This window comes from Saccharothrix lopnurensis, from assembly GCF_042658445.1.
Classification (GTDB): domain Bacteria; phylum Actinomycetota; class Actinomycetes; order Mycobacteriales; family Pseudonocardiaceae; genus Actinosynnema; species Actinosynnema lopnurensis.
In genome coordinates this window covers 40,182-59,601 of record NZ_JBHSQO010000026.1, presented here as the reverse complement: position 1 = coordinate 59,601, position 19,420 = coordinate 40,182, and the positions used below count along the sequence as shown (strand labels likewise).

Here is a 19,420-nt window from a genome sequence, read left to right as displayed (position 1 = left end):
CCCGACGCCACTCCGTTCTGCGGACCGGGGAGCACGTCAAGTACGTTGGTTGCCGTGCGCGACGAGCGGCCGAACGGGCGATGCGGCGGCCGGAACGCCAGGACCAGGGTGTTGCTGGTGTTCACGGCCGTCGGCGCGGTGCTCGCGGCCCTGCTGCACGACCCCGGCGCCCCGGTGACCGGCCGCCCCGTGGCCGTGCCCGCGCCGTCCGCGGCGTCCTCGGCGTCCTCTTCGGAGCGCCCGACGCGCACCGCCGAGCCCGCCCCCGCCCCCGACCCGTGCGCGGTGAGGGCCGCGGCGCTGCCGCTGCGCGCCCGGCTGGCCCAACTGCTCATGGTCGGCGTCGACCCGCGCGGCACGGCGGACGCGCTGCGGGTCGTGCAGGCCGAGCAGGTGGGCGGCATCTTCATCGGCGGCGAGGACACCGGCCTGCTGACCGGCGGCCTGGCGGCGGTGCGCGCGGCGGCGGCGGTGCCGCTGGTGGTCGCCGTGGACGACGAGGGCGGCCGGGTGCAGCGGGTGGAGGCGCTGGACGGCCCCCTGCCCAGCGCGCGGCGGATGGCCGCGGACATGTCCCCGGAACAGGTGCGCGCGGTGGCCCGCGACCGGGCGCTGGCGCTGCGCGGGCGGGGCGTGAGCATGGACCTCGCGCCCGTCGTGGACACCAGCGGCCAACCCGACCGCACGGTCATCGGCGACCGCTCCTTCAGCCCCGACCCGGCGGTCACCGCGGCCTACGCCCAGGCGTTCGCCCAGGGGCTGCACGAGGCGGGCGTCACCCCGGTGCTCAAGCACTTCCCCGGCCACGGCAACACCAACGGCGACTCGCACCGCGGCGCGGTCACCTCCCCGCCGCTGGAGGCGCTGCGGCGCACGGACCTGCTGCCCTACCAGGACATCGGCCGCTACGGGCGGGTCGTGGTGATGCTGGGCCACATCGACGTCCCCGGCCTGACCGGCGGCCGCCCGGCGACGCTGAGCGCCGAGGCGTACGCCCTGCTGCGCGGCGAGTTCGGCTTCACCGGCCCGGCGATGACCGACGACCTGGGCGCGATGCGCGCGGTGACCGACCTGGTCGACCTGCCCGAGGCGGTGCGGCAGGCGCTGACCGCCGGCGCGGACATCGCCCTGTGGTCCTCCGGCGGGCGCACGGGCGAGGTGCTCGACCACCTGGAGGCGTCGGTGGCCTCGGGCGCGCTGCCCCTCGCCCGGGTCGACGAGGCCGCGCGGCGGGTGCTGGGCGCGAAGGACGCGTGCTGACCGACCGGCCGTTCCGGACGCCCCTCGGGCGGCTCTCGCGGGGAGCGTGACGAACCGCTTACCTACTCGTTGGTAGGTCGATACCGCCGACGGAAGGGGCTGGGCATGGTGACCGAGCGGTTGCTGCTGGAGGACGGGGCCGAGCTGAACGTGGTGCGCGGTGGCCCGCCCGAGGCCGAGCTGACCGCCGTGCTGGCGCACGGCTACGCGCTGGACCACCGCAGCTGGCACCGCGTGGTGGCGGCGCTGCCCGGCTCGGTGCAGGTCATCGCCTACGACCACCGGGGGCACGGCGAGTCCTCGCCCGCCGACAGGTCGACCGCGACGATCGAGCAGTTGGGCGACGACCTCGGTCAGCTGATCGAGCGGCTGGTGCCGCACGGCCGGGTGGTGGTCGTCGGTCACTCGATGGGCGGGATGGCGGCCATGGCGCTGGCCGAGCGCCGACCCCGCCTGTACCGGCAGCGGGTGGCGGGCGTGGTGTTCGTGTCCACCGCCTCGACCGGGCTGGCCGAGACGTCGCTGGCGTGGCCGAAGGCGCTGGGCAAGCTGGTGCGCGAGCTGGAGCGGGCGTTCGGGCCGCTGGTGCGCACCATCCGGGAGAAGATCGAGCCCGCCAAGACCGCGGGGCTGCGCTGGTGGCTGTTCGGCGACGAGCCGCGGCCCGAGGACGTCGACCTGACCGCCGACATGGTGTGGGGGCACTGGCCGGAGACCATCGCGCTGTTCCGCCCGGCCGTGGACCGCTACGACCGCGAGGCGGCGCTGACCGTGGCGGGGGAGCGGCCGGTGATCGCCATCGTGGGCGACGAGGACCGGCTGGTGCCCGAGTCCAACGCCGAGGAGCTGGCCGCGGTGGTGGGCGGGGAGTCGGTGGTGGTGGAGAACGCCGGGCACATGCTGCCGCTGGAGGCGCCGGAGGCGGTGGCCGCGCAGGTGGTGGCGCTGGGAACCGAGGGCTGACCCGCCCTGGTCCGGGCGGGTTCTTCCGCGCCCGGACCGGGCGCCCCGCCCCGCAGTGTGAACTGAGCGTGACGCCAACCGCACAACCGGGCACAATAGGTGACGTGAGCGTGGTGGTTCGTCGGGCTGTGCAGGTCACGAGCTCAGTGGTGACCGGCACGGTGGTCGCGGTCCTCGTCAACCTGATCACCCAGGGCTGGAGCTGGCCGACAGCCGCGGGGTTGGTCGTCGCCGTGGTCGTCGCGGTGGTGGTGGAGTGGTGGCGAGGAGGAGCGGACACCGGGGCGTCCGGTGCGGAGGACCGCGTCACGATCACCGCCGCCGAGGGTTCGGTCGCGATGGGCCGGGACAACACCGGTTCGGTGACGATCTCCGGCATCGTGCCACGACGGCCCGACGATGGATGAGCGGCGGGTCGTCGCCACCCGGGCCCCCTACTCGGTCGCGATCGGCGGGGACAACCTGGGTTCGGTGACGATCCAGGTCTTCCACGGTGATTTCGCCCTGCTCCGGACCGCCTACCGGCACCCGGGGGAACTGCGCGCCCAAATCCCCCTGGCCGAGTTCACCGGTCGGGACTGGTTGGTGGCGGAGGTCGACCGGTTCATCCGGTCGCACCAGAGCGGGTACGTGGTCATCTCAGCCGACGCCGGCGTCGGAAAGACGATGTTCGCGGCCTGGTTGGCCGTCGAGCGGCGCTGGCCGAGCCACCTGAGCGGGCTTCCCGGCGGTCGACGCCCACGGGCCGCGCGGCGCGGCCTGGCAGCCCAGTTGATCGCCGCGTGGATGCTGGAGTCCCGTGCGCCGGGCGGAGTGCTCCCGCACGACGCGGGCGAACCCGACTGGTTTGCCGGTCTCCTCCACGAGGTGGCGGCGCGCCGTGACGAGACCCGACCCGGGGTGGCGGTCGTCCTGGTCGTCGACGGGCTGGACGAACTCGTGGAGGAACCCGGCGGGATGCCGCTCGACCTGCCCGGCACGTTGCCGCCGGGGATCTTCGTCGTGGGCACCGTGCGCAGCTCCACGCGCTTCCCGGCGATGCGGAGGCCGCACGAGTACGTCGACCTCCGCGCGGACGACCCGCGCAACGTCGTGGACCTGCGGTCCTACCTGAACCGGGTCAGCGCCCGGGACGTCGTCGCACAACCGCTGGCGGCAGCGGGCCTCACCGTCGAGGAGTTCGTCGAGAACCTCGTTCAGCGGTGCGCCGGCGTGTGGGTCTACGCCCGGTTCGTCGTGGCGGACATCCTCCTGAGCGGCCGGGTCGGGGACGTGGAGCGGCTGCCGGACGACCTCGCCGGGTACTACGAGCAGAACCTCGCCCGCTTCCGCGCCGACGAGTCCAGGTGGGACGGGTTCTTCCTGCCGGTGCTGGCGATGCTCGCCGCGGTCGCGGAACCGGTCACCCTCGATCAGCTCGCCGGGTTCGTCGGAGCGCCGGAGAAGAACGCCCTCCGGCGTTTCCTCGGTGAGCGGTTCCGCCCCTTTCTCGCGGTCGAGGGCGAGGACGACGACGCCCGGTACGGCCTGTACCACGCCAGCCTCCGCGAGTACCTCGAAGGTGTCGGGGCGCACGGCACCATGCGCGAGGAGCTCGGGCAGGCCGTCGTCACCGCTCACCGCCGGATCGCCGACCGGTACCTGACGAGCTGGGGCGGGATTGCCGACGGCCTTCCCGCGCTGGCCGCCGATCCGGTGGGTGTGCTCGGCGATGACCGGTACCCCCTGCGGTGGCTCACCTCCCACCTGGAGGGGGCTGGGCGGGAACGGGACCTCCACCTCCTGCTCGCCTTGGACGCGGACAACGGCGAGAACCTGTGGTTCGCCGCCCACGACGGGCACGACGGGCACGACGGTTACCTGGCGGACGTCGACCGCGGTCAGAGGCTCGCCGAACAGTCGGTCGACCGCGCTCACGCCGCACGCCGGCAGACGCCCGCCCTGGGAGGTGAGTTGTTCTACAACCTCATCAGGTCCGGTCTGGTCGGCCGCGCCAACCACATCCCGCCGGAACTGATCGGTGCACTTGTCCGCCACCGGCTCTGGTCCGGGGCACGGGCCCTGGCCTACGCGGCCCACGTCGGCGGCGGCGAAGCGCGTCTCGCGCTGTTGCACGCGGTGCGCCGCACCCTGCCGGACGCGGTGCCGGTCACGCGCCTGCTCGCGACAGCCCGCCGCGTAGAAGATCCCGACAAGCGCCGCGCGGCGCTTCGCCGGCTCCTGCCGGAGCTGGGCCGAGCGGAGCGCCCCGTGGTCATCGCCGAGTGCACGGCCGCGGCGGCGCAGGTCGACGGTCTGCTCGCCCCCGACCCGGTGCCGACCTGGCACCTCCGGTTCCTGCCCGACGACCAACGGGTCGTCGGGGCGCGCCGTGCGCTCGCGGACACGCGCACGACGGATCGGGACCACGCCGGGACACTGGCCGCCCTGGCCCCGCACCTGCGGCCGGACGACTGGTCCGGGCTCCTGGACCGGATCTCCACCGCGACCCGCCCGAGGAGTGGTCTCCACGAGCTCGCCGCCCTGGGGTTCGCGGCCCTGACCCCCTGGCTCGACGAACCGGAACGCGGCCGCGTCGCGAGCCGGGCCGCGGCCCTCACCCGGACACTGCCCGCCCAGAGCGCACGGGTGCTCTCGGGACTCGTCGGCGCGTGGACCGAACGGGCCGCGGGCACGGGGGACACGGTGGACGCCTGGCCGACGGGGGCGGTCGCCGAAGCCCGTCGGGAGGTCGCGCGACGGCTCGGGCAGGTGTCCGGGGAAGGCCGCCCCGAGGTGCTCGGGCAGTGCTTCCGGGAAGCCGCCGAGGTGCCTGAACCGTTCGGGCGGGCTGTCGCGCACGCCGTGTTGCTGCCGCACCTCGACGAGCCCATGGAGGACCGGCTCTCGTCGCAGGTCGTTGACCTGGCCTTCGCCCTCGACGCCACGTCGACCAACGCCGGCACGGTGCTCGGGGCGGTACTCCCGCACCGGCCCGAGGCCGAACGCCGGGAGTTGGCGCGGCGGATGCTGGAACGCATCCCGCGCACCCCCTTCCACATCGCCGATCGCGTTGCGCTGCTGCCGCACCTCCGGGGGCGGGAACGGGCCGACGCGGTCCGCGACGCGCTCGCGTCGATCAACGTCGACGACGACATCGGCTACCGCGTCGACAGCCTGCACGCGATGGCCGAACACGTCACGGGGAAGGTGCGCGAGGACTGCCTGGTCCTGACCGCGGTCGGGCTGGAGGCCATCGGTGACCCGGCCAAGCGGGTCGCCGCGCTCATCGCCCAAGCCCGGTTGGCCGGACCCGCCGAGGGGTCGGGGTTCCTCGAAAGGGCCCTGCGGACCTGCGACGGGACGTGGCCCTGGTCGGAACCGGCACGGTCACGGGCGGTGGCGGCACTGGCCCGTCACCTGCCCGAGGTCGAACTCCGGTCGGTCGCGGAGGAGGTCATCCGGTCCTCGCGCACCCTGACCGCAGCCGAGCGCGGCGAGACGATCGTCAACGTCCTGCCACTGCTCGACGAGCCGGTGCGGTCCACCGCGCTGCGGGACCTGGCGACGGCTGTGGCCGAGATCGGGGACCCGGGGAAGTTGGAAACCCTCATCGGCCTGCTGCCTCGCTGTCCCGCGACCCACCGGAGCGGGATCGCGCTCACCGCACTGCGCCAAGCCGAGGCTTCACCGGACGAGTGGTACGTCAGGCTCGTGGTGGACCTGGCCGAACACCTCCCGGATGCCGACCGCGACAACGCCCTGCGCGGCGCCCTGCGCCGCACGCGGCGGCCGCACGACGCCGCCGCCGCATCGGCGGCGCTCACCGCGCTGGGCGAACAGGGGGCCGGACCGGCCGATGCCCTGCGCCCCGCGGTGGAGGACTTCGTGCGGCTTCACCCGCCCGGGTCGGCGCAGTTGTTCCGGCCGGGGGTCGTCGCCGGTATCCCCGCGGAATCCGGCGACGGGGAAGCGGGCGGCTACTACGTCACCTACGTCTCGGCAGTCGCGCCGCCTCGGGCGATGGCCCTCGACCGCGACTGGCGTCCCGAGGCGTGGCGACAACTCGGCACCGGCGAGCCGATGTCGCGGTGGTGGCAGGACCTGGAGTTCATCCGGTCGATCGCGGACGCGGCGATCGGTGACCTGCCTGGCGCGCTGTCCCGTGCCCGCACGCTCGACCACCGCACGCTGCGAGCCGAGGCGCTGGCGGCGCTCGCGTTCCGCCTGGAGGGCCCGAGCCGCGGCACGGTGGTCGACGAAGCCCTCCGAACCACCCTCGACGATCGGCTGAACCGCGGATCGGTCGTGCCCGGGATCGCGGATCAGCTGTCGCCGGAGCAGGTGGGGATGGCGATCGGACGATTGCGCGCCGACCCGCCGCGGTCCGATCGCACTCGCACCTTCATCGACTACGGCCCAGACCTGCGGCTGGACAGCAGGGAACCCGATCACCTGCTTTTCACCGCCGAGGCGTCGAACACCGCCCACCGCGCGCTCGCCCTCCTCTCCCTGGCCCCGTACACGCCGGAACCAGGTCGTTCCGCGCTGCCGGACGAAGCTCTGCGGATTACCCGGAAGATGCTGCCGGAGCACCGGGGGCCCGTCATCGCCCGTCTCTGGCCGCACCTGTCCGACGCTGCCCGCTCCGACCTCCTGCGCGGCGATCGAGACGCCGGCGGGCACGGGGCCCTGGCTGTCGCGCGGGCGGCCACCGCCACCCGGGTCAGCTGGGACGGTGCGGCCGAGGCCGTGGACCACTTCGCCCTCCGCCCCCACCTCGCCGGCCTCGACCGAGCCCACCTGCTCGCCCTGGTGGAGCTGTGCGCGGCGGTGGTGCGCGCTTACGGCGGCCCGGCCGCCCGCGACACGTGCGCCGCAGCGATCCTCGACGTCGAACGGTGGTGGCCGTGAAGTCGGGGCTCCTGCGCCGCGGTGAACGGCTTTCTTGACCCGTGCCGGCGACGGCTGCCACGATGCGGCCACGGGCCGAGAGGCGCTGCGACGGACCAGGTCCGCCACGCTCGGTCCGGCTCCTCCCGCGGTAAGGGCGCCTCCGATCCCCTGGAGGCGTGGTGGTCGTGGTCGGTCGGGTGGTCACCCTGTACCGGTACCCGGTGAAGTCGATGGCGGGCCAGGAGCTGGACCACGCCGACGTGTCGTGGCACGGGTTGGCCGACGACCGGCGGTGGGGGTTCGTGCGCGAGGGCCGGGAGCGGGACGGGTTCCCGTGGTTGACGCTGCGGCAGCGCCCGGACCTCGTCCTGCACCGGCCGCGCCCGGTGGGGCGGACGGTGGTGGTGCGCGCGCCGGACGGGCAGGAGCACGACGTGGCCGACCCCGCCCTGGCGGCGTCGCTGGGCGCCCGGCCGATGAGGCTGGACCGGGGCGCGTTCGACTCCGCGCCGGTCTCGTTGCTGACCACGCGGAGCGTCGCGGCCGCGGGCGCGGTCGACGCGCGCCGGTTCCGGCCCAACGTGCTGGTCGAGTCGGCGGGGGAGTTCCCCGCCGAAAAGTTCCCCGCCGAAAAGTTCCCGGAGGACGCCTGGGTCGGGGGGACCGTGGCCCTGGGCGGGGCGGTGCTGCGGGTGGACCGACCGGATCGGCGGTGCGCGGTGGTGGGGGTCGACCCGGACACCGGCCGGCGGGACCGGGAGGTGTTGCGCGCCATCGCGCTGGGGCACGACATGACCCTGGGCGTCTACGCCTCGGTGGTCGTGCCCGGTCGCGTCGCCGTCGGTGACGCCGTCGTGCTGGACCGCCCGGTCACGGCGCCGGAGGCGACGCCGAGCAGCCACGCCGTGCGCGGCGGGCGATGAGGCCCACGACCTCGCGGCGGTGCGCCCGTCGGTGCCCGGTGGCTACCCGCCCTTGGCGAACCGGTCGTTGAGCCGCACCGCCAGGTCCGGGGTCAGGCCCGCGGCCGGCAGCGGGTGGCCCAGCGCGGTGGCCAGCACGTCCAGGTGGGTGTCCACGGTCGCCTCGATCAGCACGGCCAGGGCGTGGTCTGACGCGCGGGCCCGGTGCCGGCCCACGACCGCCACCACCGCGCCGACCACCGCCGCCGGGTACCAGCGCGGGCCCAGGGCCGCGTACAGCACGCCCCAGCCGGTCAGGGTGGTGGCGCTGTGGAACCTGATCTCGGCCGCCTGCACGGGCAGCCGCGCGGGTTCGGGCACCAGCAGCCACAGGCGCGGCCACAGCGGGCCCAGGCGCAGGCCCTGGTACTGGGCCGCGATCCTGGTGTCCAGCAACCGGAAGCGCTCCCCGATCCAGGTGGCGCGCCGAGGGCGGTACGCCGGGACCGGGTCCACGCCGGCCCTGGCGGCGGCCCGGTCGAACCGCCACCGCCGCACCGCGACCACCGGCCGCGCCACCCAGGCCGCCGGACCGCGCCAGGGCTTGACCCACACCGCCTCCGCCACCGCGCCCAGCGCCTGGGCGGCCACGACCGCGGCGGCGGCGCCGAGCAGCAGGCCGATCGCCGCCACCGCGACGGGCAGGCGGGGGAACGCCGCGACAACCTCGTTGCCCAGCCGGACGACGTCCAGGGCGTCGCGGTGGCCGAGCCGGACCGCGCACACCGCGGCGGCCACGAACAGCGCGCCCGGCAGCACCAGGGTGGCCACCCACCGCTCCGCGAGCTTGCCGCCCAGCGACGACAGGAACGGGTTCACGCCGGCGACCCGGTCGGCCGCATCGGCTCGCCGTCGAACAGCGCGCAGACCGGCGGCCTGCCCTCCTCGTCGCGGCGGTCGTGCCGGTCGCACACCCCGCGCGGGCACCGGTAGTCGCCGCGGCCGGTGCCGGGCGGTCGCGGGCCGCGCGGGTCCGGGTAGGCGGAGGAGACGCCGGGGGGCTCGCCGACACCCCGCGTCGGCTCCTCGGGGTCGTCGTCGGCGATAAGCTCGAACCGCCGGCACGCGTCGAGCGCCGAACCGCCGTCGCGCACCCGCGCGGCCGCGCGCTCCAGCCGGTCGGACCAGCGGCCGGTGGCCGCGGCCCGGCGCAACCCCGGTAACAGCAGGCACCACAGCACCAGTGCCTGCCCTTCGTCGATCTCCACCGCCACGCCGTTCCTCCGTGTGCCACGCTGGGTCGTTGATCGAACCGTAACGGTGCGCCCCGCCGGGCAGGCGGGGTTCGACGCGAGAACGGGGTGCGGCATCTCCCTGGACGAACGGATCACGCTCGCCGTCCGCGACGCCGACCCGGCCGCCGCCGTCTCTCCCGACGCCCTGGTGGAGGCCGCCCGGCTGGCCCGGCCCGCCGTCGACGGCCCGGCGGACCCGAGGGTGCTGGCCCTGCTGGCGTCGCTGCACTGGGTGCGCCACCACGCCCTGCCGCCGGAGGAGGCCGGGGCCGACCTCGACGTGTGCCTGAACCTGTCCGGTCCCCTCACGCTGGTGGCACCGGGGTCGGTGCCGCGGCCCGTGCTCGACTGGTTCGCGGCGAACCCCGCCGTGCCGGTGCTCGCGCTCGACGTGGTCGGGCGCTACTACGCCACCGTGATCACGCGGGCCGCGCTGGCGATGGGCGACCCGGAGCTGGTGGACGCCGGGGCCGAGCTGTGCCGGGCGGCCGTCCGGCACGGTGACGAGGACGTGGACGCGCACCGGCTCAACCTGCTCGTCCTGCTGCGCGTGCGGCACGAGCAGCGCGGCGGGCCGGCCGACCTGGACGAGGCCGTCGAGACCGGCCGGGCCGTCCGGGTGCCCGCCGACCACCCGCTGGCCCTGCCCGTGGCGCTGAACCTGGGCCTGGCGCTCCAGTACCGGTTCGAGGCCACCGGGCAGGTGGCGGACCTGGACGGGGCCGCGGACCTGCTGCGCCGCGCCAGGTCGCTGCCGCCGGAGGACACCGACCGGCTGTCGTGCCTGTTCGCGCTCGGCGCGGCGCTGGCCGCCCGGTGCGGTCGCGGCGCGCCGTCGACCGAGGTGCAGGAGTGCGTCGAGGTCGCCCGGGAGGTCGCGGCGGCCTGCGGACCGGACCAGCCCGGCCGCCGCGCCGTGCTGCTGCTGCTCGGTGAGGCGCTGAGGATCAGGTTCGTGCGGACCGGCGAGGCCGCCGACGTGGCGGACGTCGACGAGAGCGCCCGGTGCGCGGCCGAGGCGTTGGCGATCGGCGGCGCGACCGAGGAGGAGCACGTCACGGCGCTGCTCAGGCTCGCCACCGCGCTGGTGCTCCGGTTCGCGCACGCCCGCGCCTTCGGCCGGCCCGACGAGGAGGGCCTGATCGGGGCGGACCTGGCCGGGGCGGACCTGGTCGAGGCGACCCGGCTCGCCGCGCTCGCGGACGACGCGGTCCCCGCCGGCCACCCGCTGCGGCCCGAGGTGGACGCCGTGCTGTCGACCGTGCGGCGCGCGGGGCGGCGCGACCCGGCCGGCGCGGAGCAGGCGGCACGGGCGGCCCTGGCCGCGTCGACCGGCTCGCCGGCGGACCGCGTCGGCGGGGTGTTCTCCCTGGCCGACGCCCTCCTGATGCGCTACGACGACACCGGGGACCCGGTCCTGCTGCACGAGGCGGCGGACCTGCTGCGGCGGGCCGCGGCGGACGCGGACGACCGCGTGCCGGCGCCGGTCCTGCTGACCCTGGCGAAGGTGGCGCGGGAGCGGTTCGGGCTCTCCGGGGCCGAGGACGACCTCGACGAGGCGGTGGAGGCGATGCGCGCGGCCGTCCGGGCCGCGCCGGACGACGTCCTGCGGGGCCACCACCTGGGTGAGCTGACGAACCTGCTGGGGCTGCGGCACGACCGCACCGGGCGACGGGCCGACCTCGACGAGCGGATCGGGGCGCTGCGCTCGCTCACCCACCTGGCCACCGACGACCTCGTCCGCGCGGAGTGCCTGCACCGGCTGGCCACCGCGCTGACCCGCCGGGCCGAGCTGACCGGTGACCGGGCCGACCTGGACGGCGCGGTCAACGCGGCGGACCGCGCCGCCGACCTGCTGCCCGACGACCACCCGGCGCTGCCGCGCGTGCTGACCGCCGGTTCGGTGGTCCGGCACCTGCGCGCCGATCTCGGGGATGAGCCGGGTGCCGGTGATGAGCCGGACGGCCGGGTGGTGCTGGACAGCCCGGCGGGGGCGGACCACCCGGCGGGGGCGGACCACCCGGCGGGGGCGGACCACCCGGCGGTGCCCCACGACTCGGCGGTGCCCCGCGACCAGGTGCCCCACGACCCGGCGGGGTCGGCCGATCCGGCGGTGCCGGCCGACATCACCGTGCCGGCCGACATCACCGCGGCGGTCGCCCTCGCGCGCCGCGCCCTCGACCTGTGCCCGGCCGACGACCCGCACTTCCCCTTCGCCCAGGTCGCCCTCGCCGCCGTGCTCGGCGCCCGAGCCCGCGCGAGGCACGACCCGGACGGCACGACCGAATCCATCGCCCTGTGCCGCGAGGTGCTGGCGCGCGACGACGGGCCCACCGCGTTCGCGGTGATCACCCTGGGCCGGGTGCTGATCGGGCGCTACGCACACACCCGGGCCGCGGCGGAGCTGGACGAGGCCGTCGAGGACACCGTCCGGGCCGCCGAACGCGTGCTGGCCGAGCTGCCGCCGGGGCACCGCCACGCCGCCGGCCTGGCCGTGAACACCGCCGCCCTGCTCGCCGGCCGGTACGAGCGCGAACGCGACCCGGCCGACCTGGACCGGGCGGTCACCCCGCTGCGGTCCGCTCTGGTCGGTGCCCGACCCGACCACCCCGCGCCGCCCGAGGTGCGGCTCAACCTCGGCGTCGTCCTGCTCCTGCGCTTCCAGCGCACCACCGAGGCGGCCGACCTCGACGAGGCGATCGCCTCCCTGCGCGCCGCGGCGGCCGGCGGCGGGCGCGGGTCCGACCTGGTGGTGCTCCAGCTGGGGGCGGCACTGCTGGCGCGCGCCCAGTGGTCCCCGACCCCGGAGGCGCACGAGGAGGCCGTCGCCCTGCTGCGCCACGCCCGCACGCGCTTCCGCCGGGGGACCCCGGCCCACCTCATGGCGCTGGTGCACCTGGGCACCGCGTTGCAGCTGCGCTACAACGACACCGGCGACCCCGCCGCGCTCGCCGAGGCGGTCGAGGTCGCCCGGACCGCGGTCCGGACCGGCCCACCGGACTTCGCCTACCGGGTCGGGGTGCTGACGCTGCTCGGCACGGTGCTCACCCAGCTCTTCGAGCGGACCGACGACCCCGCCGCCCTGGCCGAGGCCGTCGAGGCGCACCGCGAGGCCGTCGCCACGCCGGCGGCGAACCCGGCGGCGTCGGCCACGGCCCTGGCCGAGCTGTCGAACTCCCTGCGCGCCCGCCACCACCGCCTCACCGACTCGGCCGACCTCGACGAGGCCATCGCGGTGGCGCGGCGCGCGGCGGAGCTGCCGGGGCTGACCGGGGTCGAGCGGGCGTCCACCACCGCGACCCTGGCCGACGGCCTGCTGGCCCGAGGCCGGCGCACCGGCGCGCCGGCCGACCTGTCCGCCGCCGTCGACCTGAGCCGGACCGCCGTGGCCGGGGTGCCCACCGGCTACTTCCTGGCCCCGGCCCACCTGACCACGCTGGGCGTCGCGCTGTGGACCAGGTTCGAGCGGACCGGTTCGCTCGCCGACCTGCACGAGGCGATCGACGTCCTGGGCGCCGCCGCGACCAACCGGGCTGCGGTCGCTGACGCTGTCCAACCTGAGCAACGCGCTGCGGGCCAGGGCGGGCCTGCTCGGTTCCTCGGGCGACCTGGACGCCGCCGTGGACACCGGCCGGGCGGCGGTCGCCCACGCCACACCCGCGTCCGCCGTGGCGTGCCTGCTCAACCTCTCCGTCGCCCTGCACGTCCGCGCCGCGGAGCGCCAGGACCCCGCCGACCTCGACGCCGCGATCCCGGTCGCCGCCCGCGCCGTCGAGCACTGCCCGGAGGAGCACCCGCACCGGCCGCAGGTCCTGTCGAACCTGGCCGGGCTGCTGCGCACCCGGGCCGAGTCGCACCCGCGCCCCGGGGACCTGGACCGGGCGGTCGAGCTGCTGCGGGAAGCCGTCGCGCGCACCGACCCGGCACACGCCACGGGGCCCGTCCACCGGCTCAACCTGTCGGTCGCGCTGCGCGCCCGCTACGCCGACGGCGGGCGGGAGGAGGACGCGGCGGAGGCCGTGGACCTGGCCCGCCGGGCGGTCGAGGCGCTCCCGGTCGACGACCCCCGCCGGGCGGTGGTGTGGACCAACCTCGGCTGGGTGCTGCGCCTGCGGCACCGACGCCGCCGCGACCGGTCCGGTCACGCCGCCGCCACCGATCACTCCACCGGTCACGGCGCCGCTGTGGCTGGCTACTCCGCCGCCGGTCACGCTGCCGCCGACCACACCGCTGCCACTACCGCCGCCGCTGCCACCGACCCCATCGCGGCCGACCACGCCGCTGCTGCCGGCCACACCACCGCCGAGCACGTTGCCGCCACCGACCACGCCGCCACCGCCGACCACGCCGCCGCTACCGCTGCCGCCGCCGCCGACCACGCCGCCACCGACCACGTCACCGACCACGCCGCCGCCACCGCCGCCTACCGAGCCGCCGCCGAGTTCACCGCGGCCCCGGCCCTGGTGCGGGTGCCCGCCGCCGCGGGCTGGGCCCTGCTGTCGGCCGACCGCGCCGACTGGGCGTCGGCGGTGGAGGGGTTCGGCACGGTGGTGGCGCTGCTGCCGCAGCTGGCCTGGCACGGCGCCGAGCGCGGCGCCCGCGAGCGGCGGCTGGGTCGCTGGCAGGGCCTGGCGGCGGTCGGCGCGGCCGCGGCGGTGGTGGCGGGCGACCCGGACCGCGCGGTGGAGCTGCTGGAGCAGGGCCGCTCGGTGCTGTGGGCGCAGGTCCTCCAGACCCGCACCGACATGTCGGTGCTCCACGAGCGGGACCCGGCCCTGCACGACCGGCTGCGGGCCGCGGCGGCGGAGCTGGCGGGCGCGGGCGCCCCGGACGGACCGACCGGCCTGCCCCCGGTCCTGGCCCCCGGCTTCCCGCACGACGACGCCCGGCACGAGCAGGCACACCGCATCCGGCTGGCCGGGGAGTGGGACCGGCTGCTCGCGCGGGCGCGGGCGTTGCCCGGGTTGGCGCACCTGCTGCGCGTCCCACCGCTGGCGGACCTGCGCGACGGCCTGCCCGACGGGCCCGTGGTGCTGCTCAACCTGCACGAGAGGAGGTGCGACGCGCTGGTGGTGCACCGGGACCGGCCGGTGGCGCACGTCCCGCTGCCCGACCTCTCCCTGTCGGAGGCCACCGAGCGGACCAACGCCTACCTGCACGCGCTGCGGGTGCTCGACGCCACGGACTCCCCGGGCGGCCGCGCCGGCGCCAGGCAGACCCTGCTGGCCACCCTGGAGTGGCTGTGGGACGCGGTGGCCGAGCCGGTGCTCGACCACCTGGGCCCGACCGGCGGGGAGTTCCGGCTGTGGTGGTGCCCCACGGGGCCGCTGACGCTGCTGCCGCTGCACGCCGCCGGCTACCACGACCCGGCCGACACCCCTGCCGGGCGCACCGTGCTCGACCGCGTCGTCTCGTCCTACACCCCGACGCTGCGCGCGCTGGCCCGCGCCCGCACGGCCGGTTCGCCCGCCACCGCGGACCGGCGGGTCCTGGTGGTCAGCCTGCCCGAGACGCCGCCCACGCCCGGGACCGAGGCGCTGAGCCCGCTCCCGGGGGCCCGCGCGGAGGCCGAGTTCTTCCGGCGCGTGCTGCCCGGGGCGCACACCCCGCGCGTGGGGGAGGAGGCCACGCGAGCGGCCGTCACCGCCGACCTGAGGACCCACGCGTACGCGCACTTCGCCTGCCACGGGGGACAGGACCCGCGCGACCCGTCCACCGGCGCGCTGTACCTGCGGGACGGGCCGCTGACCGTGCTCGACGTGGCCGGGCTGGACCTCGCGCACGCCGAGCTGGCCTACCTGTCGGCCTGCCGCACCGCCGTCGGCGGCACCACCCTGCCCGACGAGTCCATCCACCTGGCCGCGGCGCTCCAGCTCGCCGGGTACCGCCACGTGATCGCCACGCTGTGGACGGTGGCCGACCGGACCGCGGTCGAGGTGGCCACGGCGGTGTACTCGGCGCTGCTCGGCGACGCGGGTCCCCACGACGCCGGTGCCGGAGCCGGTCCCCGCGCCGCGGACCTCGACCTGACCGGCACCGCGCACGTGCTGCACCGGACCGTGCGGGCCCTGCGCGACGCCGCGCCCCGCGACCCGACGAGGTGGGCGCCCTACATCCACTCCGGGCCGTGATCGGACGGCGTCGCGCCCGCGCGCGGGCCGGGAACCGGGCCGGGGACGACGGCTTCACGGGCACGGCACCGACAGCCGGTTCGCGCGGACGTGCTCGGCCACCGCCGTGCGCGAGGGCGAGCGCGGCTTGTCCAGCACCCTGGACACGTGCGACTGCACGGTCCGCCGGGGCAGGGCCGGCTCGCCCGCGATGTCCGGGTTGGACAGGCCCTCCGCGACCAGGCGCGCGACGCGCACCTCCAGCGGCGACAGGGCCTGCCGGCCTGATCGGGGCCGGCCGGTCGCCTGCGGCGCGTCGCCCCGGACGCCGCAGGCCCGCCGGAGCCGTTCCGCGCGCCGCACGTCCCACCGCGCCGACAGGCCGGTGAACAGCTCCAGCGCCTCGCCGAACGCCGAGGTCACCTCCTGCGGCGAGCCCGTGCCGCGGGCCAGCAGGACACCCGCGTCCACCAGCGCGGAGGCCAGCTCCAGCGGCCGCCCCACCGCGCGGTGGTGCGCGGCCGCGGTCAACACGGCACCCGGGTCGCCGTGCACCAGGCCCCGGCAGTGCGCGGCGGCGGCGTGCGCGCGGGCCGGCCGCACCTCCTTGGCCGCCTCCTCCTCGCACACCTCCAGCGCCGTGCGCGCCACCTCCCGGTTCCCGGAGTCCAGCGCCAGGCGCGCGGCGTGGGGCAGCCACTGGTGGCGCAGCATCATCCGGGCGAAGTCCGGTCGCAGCACCGGCCCGAGCAGCCGCAGCGCCTCGTCGGGCGCGCCCCGCTGCTCGGCCGCCAGCGCCGCGGCCACCAGGTAGAAGTCGCAGCTCTCCCGCTCGGCGCCGGTGGCCGGCGCGTGGGACTCGGCCGCGCGCAGGTGGGTGGCCGCCGCCCCGCGGTCGTCGCGGCGGCCCGCGATCAGCGCGGCCACGCCGTGCAGCAGCAGGGCGGCCGGTCCCGGCTCGCGCATCCCGAAGAAGGCGATGGCCGGGCCGTCCTCGGTCACCGTGTCCAGCTCCACCAGGGCCTCGTCCCAGCGCCCGGTCCAGTAGTGGTGCACCGCGGTGGACACCTGGAGGCCGGTGGGCAGGTCGTGGCGGGCGGCCACCACCCGCGCCGAGTCCAGCGCCTGCTCGGCCTCGGCCGGCCGGTCGAGGTTCTGGAGGGTGAACACCCTGTTGTCCAGCAGGTCGAAGCGCAGCTCGGCCAGGTCGGTGCGGTCGCCGACGATCACCAGCGCGTCGTCCACGTGGCGCAGCGCCCGCTCGTGGTCGCGGCGGATCGAGTCGAGCAGCCACAGCGTCTGCGAGACGTGCGCGACGGGGTAGGGCTCGCCCTCGGCCACCGACTCGGCGCGCACCCGGTGCGCGGTCCGCTCGGCCTCGTCGAGGTCGGCCAGGTCGCCGCGGCGGAAGTTGGCCAGCAGCGACAGGTGCCGGGTGCGCCAGGTCGCCGGCAGGTCGGGTGCCTCCAGGCCCTCGCGCAGCAGCGCGATCGCGGCCGCGGTGTCGCCGCGCCGGTGCCGCACGGCCGCCAGCAGGTGCCGCGCCTCCGCGCGGTCGTCCGGGTCGGTGGCCAGCGCCAGCGCCTGCTCCGCCTCGCGCTCGGGGTTGCGCTCCAACCGGAACAGCACCCTGACCAGGGCGGTCAGCAGGCTCGCCCGCTGCGGCCCGGTGGGCAGCGGGCTGTCCACGGCCTGCCGCAGCAGGTCGACGGCGATGAGCGGCGCGCGGTTGGCCACGGTGGCGTGGTGGCGGACCAGCCAGCCCACCACCCACTCGTCGGGCGACACCGGTTCGGCGGCCAGGTGCTCGGCCACCCGCTCGACCGGCGCGCCGATGCCCGCCAGCGCCTCGGCGGCGTGCCGGTGCAGCGCGGCCCGCACCGGTCGGGCGATCCCCTCGTACAGCGCCTGCCGCAGGTAGGGGTGGCGGAACGCCAGCTCGTCACCGGCCTCGACCAGCACGGTGGCGCTCACCGCCTCGTCGAGCACGCCCACCAGGTCCAGCGCCGACCGCCCGGTGACCGCGCACAGCGCGTCGACGCCGAACGCCGCGCCCAGCAGCGCGGCCGACCGGAGCACCTCGCGGGTGGCCGGGGACACGGGGGCCAGCGTGCGGTCCACCGCGCCCAGCAGCGACGACGGCACCTGGTCGATGGCGGCCCGGTCGACCTCGGCCACGCCGTCCACCACGCGCACGGCCCGGTTGCGGACCAGGGCGTGCGCGACCTCGTGGGTGTAGAGCGGGTTGCCCCCGGTGCGGTGGGCCACCTCGCGCAGCACCGCGTCGGGCCGGGCCCCCACCACGCGCCCGATCAGTTCCTCGGTCTCCCGCACCGCCAGCGGCTCCAGCGGGAGCACGTGCCCGTGCCGGGCCTCCACGCCGCGCCGCAGCTGGGCCAGCTCCCGCCGCCCCGGGTCGGGTCGCGTCGCGGCCACCAGCAGCAGGGGTAACTGGCGGGTGGCGGCGGCCAGCCGGTGCCACACCAGCACGCTGGCCTCGTCGGCCCAGTGCAGGTCGTCGACGACCAGCAGCAGGGGGCCGCCCGCGCAGACCCGGTCCACCAGGGCCAGCAGCCGGTCGACCGCGACCGGCACCGGGTCGGAGGGGCCCCAGCCGCCGTGCGCGGGCTCGCTGCGCAGCCGCACGGCCGGGTCGGCGCGGTGCCGGTCCGGGGAGGTCGGGCTGACGTCGAGGCAGTCCATGATCACCTGGAGCGGGAACCGCCGGCCCGGCTCGTCGGCGACGGCCCAGCCCACCTGGCAGCCGAGCCGAGCCGCGTCCGCGAGCGCCACGGTCAGCAGCTCGGACTTGCCGATCCCGGCCTCACCCTCGACCCACACCGGCGCGCCCCGACCGGCCAGCACCTCGGCGACCAGGTCGCGCAGCAGCGCGGTCTCCTCGGTACGGCCGACGAACGCCTCCGGCGCGACCCCGTCGCGCAGCACGCGCGCCACGTGCGGTGGTACCGAGAACAGGCGGCGGGGCGCGTCCGCGTCGCCGGCCCGGGAACCGCGCGCCGGCGCGGGCCCGCCGGTGGGCCGGGGCTCGCCCGCTGCCCGGGGCTCATCGGCTGCCCAGACCCGCGCAGCCGTGGCGGACGGGCTCGGCCGCTCCGACGAGCCGGTCACGATCCGCTGGTGCAGGTCCCGCAGCGCGGGCCCCGGCTCGACACCCTGCCCGTCCACCAGCGCCCGGCGCGCGTCCCGGAACGCCTCCAGCGCCTCCGCGTGCCGCCCGGAGCGGTCCAGCGCCAGCATCAGCACCTCCCACAGCGACTCGTGCCACGGGTGCTCACCCACCAGCCCGGTCAGCTCGGCCACCACCTCCCGGTGCGCGCCCAGCTCCAGCGCCGCGCGGGCCCGCATCTCCAGGGCGCTGAGCCGCAGCTCGTCCAACCGCCGCCGCTCGACCTCGGCGAAGGGCCCCGGCACCCCGGAGTACGCCTCGCCCCGCCACCGGTCCAGCGCCTCGTCCAGCACGACCCGGGCGGCGTGGTGGTCGCCGGAGTCCACCAGCAGCCGGGCGCGGGACCGGGCCCGGTCGAACACCTCGGCGTCCACCGCGCCCCCGGCCAGGCGCAGCGAGTACCCGGAGGTCTGCGACACCAGCGCGTCCCGCGCCGTCCCCAGCGCCCGCCGCAGCCCCGACACGTAGGTGTGCAGGCTGCCGACCGCGCTGGCCGGCGGGGCGTCGCCCCACAGCCCGTCGATCAGCTCGTGCCGGGAGACGGCCCGGTTGGCCCTGGCCGCGAGCAGCGCCAGCACCGCCCGCTGCCGGGCCGGGCCCAGCGACAGCTCGTCCTCGCCGAGCCAGGCGCGCACCGGTCCCAGCACGCTCACCCGCACCCCGCCACCAGAAGTGGTCGACATCCCGATCCCCGATCCACCGCGATCCGCTCGTCAGCCCCTTGCACGAGGCCCGTCCCGAGTTGGTTCAAATTTCAAGGGTTCGTTCACCCGGCCGGCGGACACGATTCGTCGCCCTCTTCGTCGCGCGAGGGCAGAACAGGGGTAA

General features: G+C 76.8%; 11 protein-coding genes. 6 read left to right on the top strand and 5 right to left on the bottom strand.

Going from position 1 to position 19,420, the window contains the following annotated elements:
* Positions 1 to 54: 54 nt before the first annotated feature.
* From ACFP3R_RS23475 to ACFP3R_RS23455, 5 genes are all read left to right on the top strand, one after another.
* Entirely contained in the window at positions 55 to 1,260 is a 1,206-nt protein-coding gene (locus ACFP3R_RS23475) for a glycoside hydrolase family 3 N-terminal domain-containing protein (RefSeq protein WP_380638534.1), read from the top strand.
* Between the two features lie 105 nt (positions 1,261 to 1,365).
* Entirely contained in the window at positions 1,366 to 2,223 is an 858-nt protein-coding gene (locus ACFP3R_RS23470; RefSeq protein WP_380638533.1) for an alpha/beta fold hydrolase, read from the top strand.
* A gap of 104 nt (positions 2,224 to 2,327) precedes the next feature.
* Positions 2,328 to 2,630 carry a hypothetical protein gene (locus tag ACFP3R_RS23465; protein ID WP_380638532.1) on the top strand — a complete coding sequence of 101 codons (303 nt, stop codon included), beginning with the start codon at positions 2,328 to 2,330 and terminating at the stop codon, positions 2,628 to 2,630.
* Positions 2,623 to 7,116, top strand: a complete 4,494-nt coding sequence (locus ACFP3R_RS23460; protein ID WP_380638531.1) for a hypothetical protein — start codon at positions 2,623 to 2,625, stop codon at positions 7,114 to 7,116. Before ACFP3R_RS23465 ends, ACFP3R_RS23460 begins: the two co-directional genes overlap by 8 nt.
* 158 nt (positions 7,117 to 7,274) lie before the next feature.
* A complete protein-coding gene (locus ACFP3R_RS23455) occupies positions 7,275 to 8,021 on the top strand; it encodes an MOSC domain-containing protein (protein ID WP_380638530.1) in 747 nt (248 codons plus the stop codon).
* 42 nt (positions 8,022 to 8,063) lie between these two features.
* Here ACFP3R_RS23455 and ACFP3R_RS23450 read toward each other — a convergent pair whose 3' ends face one another.
* The 4 genes from ACFP3R_RS23450 to ACFP3R_RS23435 form a co-directional block, all read right to left on the bottom strand.
* A complete protein-coding gene (locus tag ACFP3R_RS23450) occupies positions 8,064 to 8,879 on the bottom strand; it encodes a hypothetical protein (RefSeq protein ID WP_380638529.1) in 816 nt (271 codons plus the stop codon).
* Complete coding sequence (locus ACFP3R_RS23445) at positions 8,876 to 9,268, bottom strand: hypothetical protein (RefSeq protein WP_380638528.1); 393 nt, start codon at positions 9,266 to 9,268, stop codon at positions 8,876 to 8,878. Before ACFP3R_RS23445 ends, ACFP3R_RS23450 begins: the two co-directional genes overlap by 4 nt.
* A 432-nt stretch (positions 9,269 to 9,700) precedes the next feature.
* Positions 9,701 to 10,375, bottom strand: a complete 675-nt coding sequence (locus ACFP3R_RS23440; protein ID WP_380638527.1) for a hypothetical protein — start codon at positions 10,373 to 10,375, stop codon at positions 9,701 to 9,703.
* 1,926 nt (positions 10,376 to 12,301) lie between these two features.
* Positions 12,302 to 12,697, bottom strand: coding sequence for a hypothetical protein (locus tag ACFP3R_RS23435; protein ID WP_380638526.1), 396 nt, complete (start codon positions 12,695 to 12,697; stop codon positions 12,302 to 12,304).
* Positions 12,698 to 12,915: 218 nt separating this feature from the next.
* On the opposite strand from ACFP3R_RS23435, the gene ACFP3R_RS23430 reads away from it, so the two are divergent.
* A complete protein-coding gene (locus ACFP3R_RS23430; RefSeq protein WP_380638525.1) occupies positions 12,916 to 15,426 on the top strand; it encodes a CHAT domain-containing protein in 2,511 nt (836 codons plus the stop codon).
* 54 nt (positions 15,427 to 15,480) lie between these two features.
* Here the strand turns inward: ACFP3R_RS23430 and ACFP3R_RS23425 are convergent, their stop codons facing one another.
* On the bottom strand, positions 15,481 to 19,275 hold the full coding sequence (locus ACFP3R_RS23425; protein ID WP_380638524.1) for a BTAD domain-containing putative transcriptional regulator: 3,795 nt from the start codon (positions 19,273 to 19,275) through the stop codon (positions 15,481 to 15,483).
* Between the last annotated feature and the right edge of the window lie 145 nt (positions 19,276 to 19,420).

Bases quoted from the DNA above. Each gene is read 5' to 3' on its own strand.
- ACFP3R_RS23470 (WP_380638533.1), top strand. From the start codon at position 1,366: ATGGTGACCGAGCGGTTGCTGCTGGAGGACGGGGCCGAGCTGAACGTG.
- ACFP3R_RS23460 (WP_380638531.1), top strand. From the start codon at position 2,623: ATGGATGAGCGGCGGGTCGTCGCCACCCGGGCCCCCTACTCGGTCGCG.
- ACFP3R_RS23425 (WP_380638524.1), bottom strand. From the start codon at position 19,275: ATGTCGACCACTTCTGGTGGCGGGGTGCGGGTGAGCGTGCTGGGACCG.